13 protein-coding genes are annotated in these 9,338 nt (G+C 66.5%); 9 read left to right on the forward strand and 4 right to left on the reverse strand.

Annotated elements, in window-relative coordinates; translation table 11 throughout:
- Nucleotides 1-15: 15 nt before the first annotated feature.
- The 3 genes from H162_RS0109525 (at nucleotide 16) to H162_RS0109535 (ending at nucleotide 2,108) form a co-directional block, all read left to right on the forward strand.
- On the forward strand, nucleotides 16-612 hold the full coding sequence (locus H162_RS0109525; protein ID WP_020653236.1) for an FMN-dependent NADH-azoreductase: 597 nt from the start codon (nucleotides 16-18) through the stop codon (nucleotides 610-612).
- A 41-nt stretch (nucleotides 613-653) separates the two neighbouring features.
- The gene (locus H162_RS0109530) at nucleotides 654-1,523 is read left to right on the forward strand and encodes a pirin family protein (protein WP_020653237.1); all 870 of its coding nucleotides are present in this window, start codon (nucleotides 654-656) and stop codon (nucleotides 1,521-1,523) included.
- Between the two features lie 111 nt (nucleotides 1,524-1,634).
- On the forward strand, nucleotides 1,635-2,108 hold the full coding sequence (locus tag H162_RS0109535; RefSeq protein ID WP_020653238.1) for a hypothetical protein: 474 nt from the start codon (nucleotides 1,635-1,637) through the stop codon (nucleotides 2,106-2,108).
- 15 nt (nucleotides 2,109-2,123) lie between these two features.
- On the opposite strand, the gene infA is transcribed toward H162_RS0109535, so the two are convergent.
- Entirely contained in the window at nucleotides 2,124-2,387 is a 264-nt protein-coding gene (infA, locus tag H162_RS0109540) for a translation initiation factor IF-1 (RefSeq protein ID WP_020653239.1), read from the reverse strand.
- Between the two features lie 470 nt (nucleotides 2,388-2,857).
- Here infA and H162_RS0109545 point away from each other — a divergent pair, with 470 nt between their 5' ends.
- From H162_RS0109545 to H162_RS0109555, 3 genes are all read left to right on the forward strand, one after another.
- Nucleotides 2,858-3,484 carry a PEP-CTERM sorting domain-containing protein gene (locus H162_RS0109545; protein ID WP_020653240.1) on the forward strand — a complete coding sequence of 209 codons (627 nt, stop codon included), beginning with the start codon at nucleotides 2,858-2,860 and terminating at the stop codon, nucleotides 3,482-3,484.
- A gap of 100 nt (nucleotides 3,485-3,584) precedes the next feature.
- Nucleotides 3,585-4,208 (forward strand): exopolysaccharide biosynthesis protein, encoded by a 624-nt coding sequence (locus H162_RS0109550; RefSeq protein WP_020653241.1) that lies wholly within the window; start codon nucleotides 3,585-3,587, stop codon nucleotides 4,206-4,208.
- A gap of 180 nt (nucleotides 4,209-4,388) precedes the next feature.
- Complete coding sequence (locus H162_RS0109555; RefSeq protein WP_020653242.1) at nucleotides 4,389-5,021, forward strand: PEP-CTERM sorting domain-containing protein; 633 nt, start codon at nucleotides 4,389-4,391, stop codon at nucleotides 5,019-5,021.
- Here the strand turns inward: H162_RS0109555 and H162_RS0109560 are convergent.
- Nucleotides 4,961-6,100, reverse strand: coding sequence for an acyltransferase family protein (locus tag H162_RS0109560; RefSeq protein ID WP_020653243.1), 1,140 nt, complete (start codon nucleotides 6,098-6,100; stop codon nucleotides 4,961-4,963). The genes H162_RS0109555 and H162_RS0109560 overlap by 61 nt on opposite strands.
- 117 nt (nucleotides 6,101-6,217) lie before the next feature.
- Here H162_RS0109560 and H162_RS0109565 point away from each other — a divergent pair, with 117 nt between their 5' ends.
- Nucleotides 6,218-7,186, forward strand: a complete 969-nt coding sequence (locus H162_RS0109565) for a M14 family metallopeptidase (RefSeq protein ID WP_020653244.1) — start codon at nucleotides 6,218-6,220, stop codon at nucleotides 7,184-7,186.
- A 9-nt stretch (nucleotides 7,187-7,195) separates the two neighbouring features.
- Here H162_RS0109565 and sugE read toward each other — a convergent pair whose 3' ends face one another.
- The gene (gene sugE / locus H162_RS0109570) at nucleotides 7,196-7,516 is read right to left on the reverse strand and encodes a quaternary ammonium compound efflux SMR transporter SugE (RefSeq protein ID WP_020653245.1); all 321 of its coding nucleotides are present in this window, start codon (nucleotides 7,514-7,516) and stop codon (nucleotides 7,196-7,198) included.
- Nucleotides 7,517-7,663: 147 nt separating this feature from the next.
- Between sugE and H162_RS0109575 the strand changes: the two genes are divergently transcribed.
- Complete coding sequence (locus tag H162_RS0109575) at nucleotides 7,664-7,960, forward strand: ArsR/SmtB family transcription factor (RefSeq protein WP_020653246.1); 297 nt, start codon at nucleotides 7,664-7,666, stop codon at nucleotides 7,958-7,960.
- An 8-nt stretch (nucleotides 7,961-7,968) separates the two neighbouring features.
- Nucleotides 7,969-9,021: an alkene reductase gene (locus H162_RS0109580; protein ID WP_026354451.1), complete on the forward strand. Its 1,053-nt coding sequence runs from the start codon at nucleotides 7,969-7,971 to the stop codon at nucleotides 9,019-9,021.
- A 44-nt stretch (nucleotides 9,022-9,065) separates the two neighbouring features.
- Here the strand turns inward: H162_RS0109580 and H162_RS33165 are convergent.
- On the reverse strand, nucleotides 9,066-9,338 hold a 273-nt coding region (locus H162_RS33165; protein WP_020653248.1), incomplete at its 5' end, for a transposase.

A 9,338-nucleotide genomic window follows, 5' to 3' on the forward strand; every position in this document is an offset into this window, starting at 1 on the left:
ACGAAGGGACACAACATGAACATCCTGCACATCACCTCAAGCGTCCGTGGCGCCGATTCGGAATCGACCCGCGTCACCAACCAGATCGTGGACAAGCTGCTGGCAGCCAATCCGGGCGCGAAGGTCGTGCGCCGCGATTTCGGCGCCAACCCGCACCCGCTGCTGGATGGCCCGGCGGTCGGCGCCTTGTTCACCCCGGCCGAGCAGCGCACCGCCGAGCAGGCTGCGCGTGTCGCTCTGGACGACGCCATGATCGCTGAAGTGCAGGCTGCCGACGTGGTCGTGATCGGCGCCCCGATGTACAACTTCGCGATTCCCGCGCAGCTCAAGGGCTGGTTCGACGCGATCTACCGCGCCGGCACCACCTTCCGCTACGGCGAGGCCGGCCCTGAAGGCCTGTTGAAGGGCAAGAAAGTCTACGTGGCGGCCGCGCGCGGCGGCTTCTACGACGAAGCCAACGATCCGCTGGTGCCGCAGCTGCGCCAGCTGCTGGGCTTCATCGGCATGACCGACCAGACCTATATCTACTCGTCGGGCATGGGCATGGGTCCGGAAGCCGTCGCCAAGGCCCAGGCCTCGGCCAATGACGCGGTCGAGAAAGCACTGGCATAATAGCGCCGCCCAGGCGGCGCAACAGGACAGGAGAGAACAGCATGACCCAGCAAGTACAGGCCCGAACCATCGCCAGGACGCGCGGCGTCGAACGGGTGATCAACGGCCAGTTCGTGATGGATGGCGCGGGTGTCAAGATCAACCGCGTGCTCACCGGTCCGCTGCAGCGCCGCCTGGATCCGTTCCTGATGCTCGACGCATTCGGGAGCGACAAGCCGGGCGACTACATCGCCGGCTTCCCCGAACACCCGCACCGCGGCTTCGAGACCGTCACCTACATGCTGACCGGCCGCATGCGCCACCGCGACAGCGCCGGCAACGAAGGCCTGGTCACGAATGGCGGCGTGCAGTGGATGACCGCCGGCCGCGGCGTGGTCCACTCGGAGATGCCGGAGCAGAATGAAGGCCTGATGGAAGGCTTCCAGCTGTGGCTCAACCTGCCGGCCAGGGACAAGATGAATGCGCCCTGGTACCGCGACATCCCGGCCGAGGAAGTGCCGCGCTTCACCCTCGGCGACGGCGTGACCGTCCAGGTGATCGCGGGCCGCACCCATGGCGTGGACGGCGCGGTGCAGCGCGAGCACACCCTGCCGCTCTACCTCGACCTCGAGATTCCGGCCGGCGCGGTCCACGACCAGCCGATCCCGGCCGGCCACAACGCCTTCGTGTACGTGTTCCGCGGCGAAGTGGTCATCGAGGGCAAGGGCGTGGCGCAGACGCGCATGGCCATCCTCGACAATGCCGCCGGCGCCGACGGCGTGCGCATCAAGGCCGGCAGCGCGAGCCGCGTGCTGGTGCTGGCCGGGCGTCCGCTGAACGAACCCATCGCGCAGTACGGACCGTTCGTGATGAACACCCAGGCCGAACTGCACCAGGCCTTCGACGACTTCCGCGCCGGCCGCTTCGCCTGACATGGTGCGCGCGGGGTGCATGCATGCGCCCCGCGCGACCTCTTTTCCTCCAGCGGCGCGAGCGCGCTTGCGCTACACTGCCGGGATGACGAACAAGCACCCCGTCCCGCCATGCCGCTGATCGATACACTTGCTTCCCTGCTGAGCCGCGCGAGCCGGGCCATGGGCCTGGAAACCGTGGATTCCTTCCCGCCCGGCCATGCCTATGGCCGCACGCGCTGGAGCAAGGCCTATTTCGATATCGCTTCGGATCTCGGCGCGGACCAGATGGAAAGCGCCATTTGCGCGTCCATCTCGAACACGCCGCTGGTCTTTGCCCACATCCGCAACCCGACGCCGCGCATGCAGCGCGCGCTGCTGGCGATCATCGAGGCGCGCCTGCGGCGCGCCGATGCGCCGGCCGACCTGGCCTACCTGCTGGTCCAGGCCTACCGCAGCCCGCACACGCCGGAAATCGTGCCCGGCCTGCGCGCCGCGATCGCGGCCAATGCGGGAATCGACCCGGCGATCCAGGCGCACGCGGTGCTGGCTTTTCTTGGGGATGCCCCGGCGGGATTCGGGGTGGTGGAAATGCAGGCCGGGTGACGGCCTGCGGGGTGCTTAGCGGCGAGGCTGAAACTTGCGCGGAGCGCTGGGGCCGCGGTTTTCGATGTGGCGGAAAATGATCCGGCCCTTGGTCAGGTCATAGGGCGACAGTTCGAGGGTGACGCGGTCGCCGGCCAGGATCCTGATGTGGTTCTTCTTCATGCGTCCGGAGGTGTACGCGATCATCTTGTGTCCGTTGTCGAGGTCGACGCGGAAACGCAATTCCGGCAGCACTTCGGATACCAGGCCATTCATTTCGATCAATTCTTCTTTTGCCATAGTGTTCTCCTGAAAACGAGCAAAGCCTCGTCATTCGGAACGAGGCAGGGAAATCGTGTGGCCGCGATCGGTGCCGCGGCAGTCGAGAGGCCCGACCAGGGGCGGGTCAGGTAGTGAGGAAAGAAGCCTGCCTGCTGCGGACTTCGTTCGATAGTGGTGCTGTTCCGGTCCAGGCTGGCTGGATGGCGCCGGAAGCGTCGCCGCTCACGCTTGCTGCACGGTGCGGGTTGTAGAGGGGAATGGCGGAACAGGCTTCGCGCGCGATGACGCTGGGCGTTGGCGCGATGGCTGGTCCGGACGCTGCGATGAAGGGCATCCCTCACTGCCCTTGCAGTATAGCACGATTCGAGTGCGCCTGCCGGCGACCGTGCGCCGGCGTAGCGGGGCAAGGCATAGACTGACGCCCGGGTCCGGTTAGCGCCACCGCGCCGCCGGGCGTCGTGTCGATTCTCCGTTACCAGGAAGCAAGCATGAAACCTCACCTCCTCGGCGCCGGGCTTGCCCTGTGCTGCACGACAGCATTCGGGGCGCCGGCCACCTGGACCTTCACCTACACCGGATTCTACGACGTCGAGGCGCAGGCCTTCGATCCCGCCGCCACGCTGTCCGGCTCGTTCACCGGCGAAGACCTGGACCAGGACGGCATCCTCGTCCTGTCGGAACTGGATGCGCTGCTGGTGTCGCCCCTGAACTCGCCATCCTCCATGATCGGCTGCGCCGACGCCTATCCCTACTACCAGAGCTGCGCGCTGGAGCGCTTCAGCTACTCGGCCGCGGACGGCCTCGATGTCAAGGGATGGGTCCACATCTCGGACGAGAACAGCCGCGCCTACGGCCATATCGAGGTCGACAGCGGGCAGTCATGGTTCTACGAGTCGGGGTCGACGCGGATCGGCGGAGGCGTATTCCTCGAGGCGTGGCAGTGGACGCCGCGGACCACCCTCGAGATCGTCTCACCGGTGCCCGAACCGGGCCAGGCCGTCATGCTGGCCCTCGGATTGGCGGGACTGGGCGCAGCCGCCTCGTTGCGACGCAGGCGCGTCTCCCCCGGACGGGTGATGACACTCCACCGTAACAGAGGGTCCGCGATCAGCTAAAATCGGACTTCGGCAACACAGCCAGCATGGCCCCACCCACTTCACACGCCACATGACCAGCATCCACGAAAATACCCTAGAAACAACGACGAAACACTCGTTGCACGATGAACCAGTTTCCCAGAGGATTCGCGCCCTGGTCCGCACCCTGCCCTCCACCGGCATCACCCTGAGCGAATTGATCCACCGCGTGGGCAACGACGGCCTGTTGATCCTGACTGCCCTGCTCACCCTGGTGTTCCTGCTTCCGGTGTCGATACCCGGCGTGAGCACCGTGTTCGGCGCCGCCATCCTGCTCATCGGCGTGAGCCGCCTGTTCCGGCGCGAACTGTGGATTCCAGCGAGGATCAAGCACAAGATCATCGGCACCAGGAAGCTGCGCCCGGTGCTGCGCAAGGCGCTGCGCTGGCTGAAGAAGATCGAACGCGTCAGCCGCCCCAACCGCATCCAGTGGCTGGTGGCCGACGGTCCCATGGAACACCTGAACAACGCGTCCCTGATCCTGGGCGCCATCCTGTTGATGATGCCGTTCGGCCTGATCCCGTTCAGCAATACCTTCCCGGCCGTGGCGCTGCTGTTCCTTGCCATCGGACTGTTGCAGCGTGACGGCGTCTGTGTGCTGCTGGGCTACATCAGCAATGTCGCCACCATCGTGTATTTCGGCGTGCTGATCGGCGGCGGCGGCCTGGTTGCGCGCGAAGTGTTCGGGCGCCTGACCGGCTGAGAACGGGCGGCCGGCGCCTCCCGTGCCGGCGCCGGCATGGCCTTTCCCGAGGCGCCGGTCCGGCAGGCTGGCCGCGCGTGCGCCGGCTCCGCGCTTCCGGGACTAGACTGACGCACGAGTCCTGACAGCGCTACCTCGCACACGGACCGCATCCGATTCCTCCTCTACCAGGGAGCAAGCATGAATCCTCGCATCCTCGGCGCCGGCCTCGCCCTGTCCTGCGCCGCGGCATCTGGCGCGCCCGCCACCTGGACCTTCACCTACACCGGATTCTACGACGTCGAAGAGCAGGCCTTCGATCCCGCCGCCATCCTCGCCGGCGCCTTCACCGGCGAAGACCTGGACAGCGACGGCGTCCTCGAACTGGGCGAAGTGAGTTCGCTGCTGGTGCAGCCCCTGAACCTGCCGTCGTCCATGATCGGCTGCGCCTACGCCTATCCCTACTTCCAGAGCTGCGCGCTCGACCGCTTCCGCTATTCCGCCGCGGAAGGACTCGATTTCGCCGGATTCGTGGAACTCCTTGACGAGAACAACGGCGCATACGGCCGCATCGACGTCGACAGCGGGGAGTCATGGCTGTCTCGGACCGGATCCGTGCGCACCGGCTCGTCTTTCCAGGAAACGTGGCAGTGGACGCCCCAGACCGCCGTCACTATCGTGTCAACGATCCCCGAACCGGCTCAGGCCTCCATGCTGGCGCTCGGCCTCGCGGGGCTGGCAGCCGGCGCCCTGCTGCGGCGCCGGCGCGCGCTTCAGGACGACAGCGCGGTGCGGTCGGCCCGATGGACACGCCTGGCATTGGTGGGCACGTAGCGCTCGCGCACGGCCATGAACGGCGTCTCGACCAGCTTGTACAGCAGCCAGCCGGTCAGCACCGACAGCGCCAGCAGCGCCGCGATCGCCAGCGGCGATTCGGGCCCGATGCCGTGCTGCGCCAGCCACTGCGCGCCCAGCACGCACACCTGCTTGTGCAGCAGGTAGATCGCATACGACCACAGCGCCAGCGCACCGGCGCCCGGCACGCGCAGGCGCTGCAGCAGGGCGCCTTCGGCCACGGCGCCGGCGATCAGGAGCGAGAAGCCGAGCGCCAGCAGCGGATAGCCGAACACGGTGACGCCGAAGCCGTAGTGGTCGCGCAGGAACAGCCAGAACGCCAGTCCCGAGACCGCGAGGCCGGCCAGCGCCAGCGCATTGCCATGGCGCGTCAGACGCTGCCACGCGCCGGCATGGTGGTTCTTCAGCAGGGCCAGCGCCACCCCGGCCAGCAGTTCGTCGAAGCGGCAGAAGCTCGAGTAATAGATGTACTTGTAATAATGGTGCATCCAGTAGCGCTCCCCCGCTACCACGTCCTGCCACAGCCAGGCGCGGGCCAGCATGCCGGCCGCGAACGCCAGCGCGATCGCGCACCAGGCCAGCCGCAGCGAGCGCCCGAACCCGGCCGCCGCGATGGCCAGCGCCGGCAGCAGCAGGTAGAACTGCTCCTCGATCGCCAGCGACCAGCTGTGCGAGAAGGCGCTGCCCGGCTCGAGCTGATGGTTCTGGACGAAGCCCAGGTACTTCCATAGCGGCAGCAGGGGCGCGTCGCCGCGGAAGGCCGGCCACAGGAAGTACAGCGCCAGCACCACCCAGTAGTTCGGCAGGGTGCGCAGCAGCCGGCGCGCGTAGAAGTGCTTCAGCGACAGCCCGCCCTCGCTGCGGAGCGCCCTGAAGATCTGGTTGCCGATCAGGTAACCCGACAGCGCGAAGAACAGGTCGACGCCCGCCCAGCCGATCTCGCCCACCCAGCCGAAGGTCGGCTTGTTGGAGACGAACAGCACGTAGTGGTGCAGCACGACGAGGCTGACCGCGATCGCGCGCAGGGTGTCGAGGCCGTGGACCCGGGTGGTGGGCATGCTGGAACGGTGCAACGAATGGGGTGGAAAGTTGCGGATCATGCCACGGCGACCTTCGACATGCCAGCATTTCCCGATAAAATGTCGCCACCCACATTTCCCCGGATCACCAAAGCAATGAATCCTTCACGCCAGTTCCAGTTCAAATCCGTCAATTACACCGGCATGGCCGCCGGCCCGCGCGTCATCATCATGGGGGCCACCCATGGCAACGAGGTCTGCGGCACCAAGGCCATCCGGCGCGTGATGGAAGAGATCGACAGCGGCAGGCTGCACATCGCCGCCGGCAGCGTCACCTTCGTCCCGATCGTGAACCCGCTGGCCTATGCCAAGGTCGAGCGCTCGGGCGACCGCAACCTGAACCGCGACCTGTTCCCGAAGGAGAACCCGCAGGACTTCGAAGACCACGTGGCCAACTGGCTGTGCCCCCTGCTCGGCCAGCACGACGTGCTGCTCGACCTGCACTCGTTCAACGCCGCCAAGGGCGAGCCCTTCGTGATGGTCGGTCCGCGCAACAACGACGGACCCCTGCAGCCATTCAAGCACGAAGAGCAGGAACGCGCGCTGGCGCGCATCCTCGGCGTGCGCCGCTTCGTCGACGGCTGGCTGGCGACCTACGGCGACGGCGTGAAGCGCCGCAGCCGCAACGCGGGCGAACTGGAAACCGTGCTGCGCTACGGCGTCGGCACCACCGAGTACATGCGCTCCACCGGCGGCTACGCGCTGACCCTCGAATGCGGCCAGCACGACGACCCGGCGGCGCCGGAAGTGGCCTACCGCGCCATCATGAACACGCTGGCGCACCTGAAGCTGGTCGACGCGCCGGCGCCAGCGCCGATTCCGCTGGAAGAGATGGAAGCGCTGTCGATGGTCGTGGTGCACGACAAGCAGCATGCGGACGACCGCTTCACGCGCCAGTGGGCAAGCTTCGATCCGGTGGCCGAGGGCGAACAGATCGGCGTGCGCGCGGACGGCACCCCGGTGGTGGCCGAATTCGGCGGCCGCATCCTGTTCCCGGACGCCAAGGCGAACGCCAACTCCGAGTGGTACTACCTGACCCGCCCGAACCCGGAATTCGGCCGCTAGGCGGTCCGCTCAGGCCGGCGACAGCAGCTTGAGGCCGACGATGCCGCCGGCGATCATCGCGATCGCCAGCAGGCGCAGGGCGCCGGCCGGTTCGTGCAGCAGGACCATGCCGGCGATCGCGGTGCCGATGGTGCCGATGCCGGTCCATACCGCGTAGGCGGTGCCGAGCGGCAGCTGGCGCAGCGCCAGGCCCAGCATGCCGACGCTGCCCGCCATCGTGACCAGCGTGAAGACCGAGGGCCACAGGCGCGTGAAGCCGGCCGTGTATTTCAGGCCGACAGCCCAGCCGACTTCCAGCAACCCGGCCATGACCAGATACACCCAGCTCATCGTCCACCCCCTGCCGAAAAAGCGGCGAGTATAGCACCGTGCGGCACCTTGGCCGATGGGCAAAATGAAGCGCTCCAGGCAGGAATTTTTTGAATATCGTAATATGGCGATATTCGGATCTGATTAATCCGATTTAAGGAAGAGTTCATGGACATCGACGCGATCCACAAGGCGCTTGCCAATCCGGTCCGGCGCGAGATCCTGCAGATGCTGAAGGATCCGCAGCAGCATTTCGCGGAACAGGACCATCCGCTCGACTTCGGCGTCTGCTGCAAGCTGATCGACCAGCGTACCGGCCTGTCGCAATCGACGGTGTCGGCCCACCTGGCGACGCTGCACCGCGCCGGACTGGTGAAGACGCGCCGGGTCGGTCAATGGGTCTTCTACCAACGCAACGAGGAGGTCATCAAGGCCTTCATCGATCAACTGAACGACGGACTTTAGGAGCTGCAATGACTACAATGTTTGACCCGATCAAGGTGGGCGCACTGGAACTGCCGAACCGCATCGTGATGGCGCCGCTGACCCGTTCGCGCGCCGTGGGCGGGGGCCGGGTGCCGAACGCCCTGATGGCCGAGTACTACGTGCAGCGCGCCTCGGCCGGCCTGATCCTGTCCGAAGCGACCGCCGTGACCCCGATGGGCGTGGGCTATGCCGACACCCCTGGCATCTGGTCCGACCAGCAGGTCGAAGGCTGGAAGATCGTCACCGATGCTGTCCATCAGGCGGGCGGCCGCATCTTCCTGCAGCTGTGGCACGTGGGCCGCATCTCGGATCCGGTCTTCCTCGACGGCGCCCTGCCGGTCGCCCCGTCGGCGATCCAGCCGAAGGGCCATGTGAGCCTGGTGCGTCCGAAGCGCGAGTACGCCACCCCGCGCGCCCTCGAGACCTCGGAAATCCCGGGCATCGTCGCCGCCTACCGCAAGGGTGCGGAAAACGCGAAGAAGGCCGGCTTCGACGGCGTGGAGGTGCACGGCGCGAACGGCTACCTGCTCGACCAGTTCCTGCAGGACTCGACCAACCAGCGCACCGACCAGTACGGCGGCCCGGTCGAGAACCGCGCCCGCCTGATGCTCGAAGTGACCGACGCCTGCATCGAGGTCTGGGGCGCCGACCGCGTCGGCATGCACCTGGCGCCGCGCCGCGATTCGCACGACATGGGCGACTCCGATCCGCTGGCGACCTTCGGCTACGTGGCGCGCGAACTCGGCAAGCGCAAGATCGCCTTCATCTGCGCCCGCGAAGCGATCGGCGAAGACCGTATCGGCCCGCAGCTGAAGAAGGAATTCGGCGGCGTCTATATCGCCAACGAAAGCCTGACCGCGGCCTCCGCCGAGCAGCTGCTCACCTCGGGCGACGCCGATGCGGTCGCGTTCGGCAAATGGTTCATCGCCAACCCGGACCTGCCGAAGCGCCTGAAGCTGGGCGCGCCGCTCAACCAGCCGAAGGCCGAGACCTTCTACCATCCGAGCGCCGAAGGCTATACGGATTACCCGGCGCTGTAAGCCGTCTTTCCGATGGGGCCATGCGGCCCCATTTTTTTGGTTCATCACGGATTTCCGGGAAACGCGGCTTTGATCTTGAGGAAAAAGAAGTCGCTATCCCGGTAGCCATAGGCCATCCGCTTCATCACCTTGATACGGTTGTTGATGCCCTCGAGCTGGCCGGTATGCATCGGCCAGCGCAGCCGCGCTGCGATGCCTCGCCAGTAGGGTTTTAACTTGGTGGCGAATTTCCTTAGCGGCTCGATCCCGCTGTCGTTTGCCATCTTCAGCCAGCTTCGCCAGGCGCGCAGCCACTGCCACCCGCCGGATGTCTGCCA

The sequence above is a fragment of the Massilia niastensis DSM 21313 genome, from assembly GCF_000382345.1.
GTDB lineage: Bacteria > Pseudomonadota > Gammaproteobacteria > Burkholderiales > Burkholderiaceae_D > Telluria > Telluria niastensis.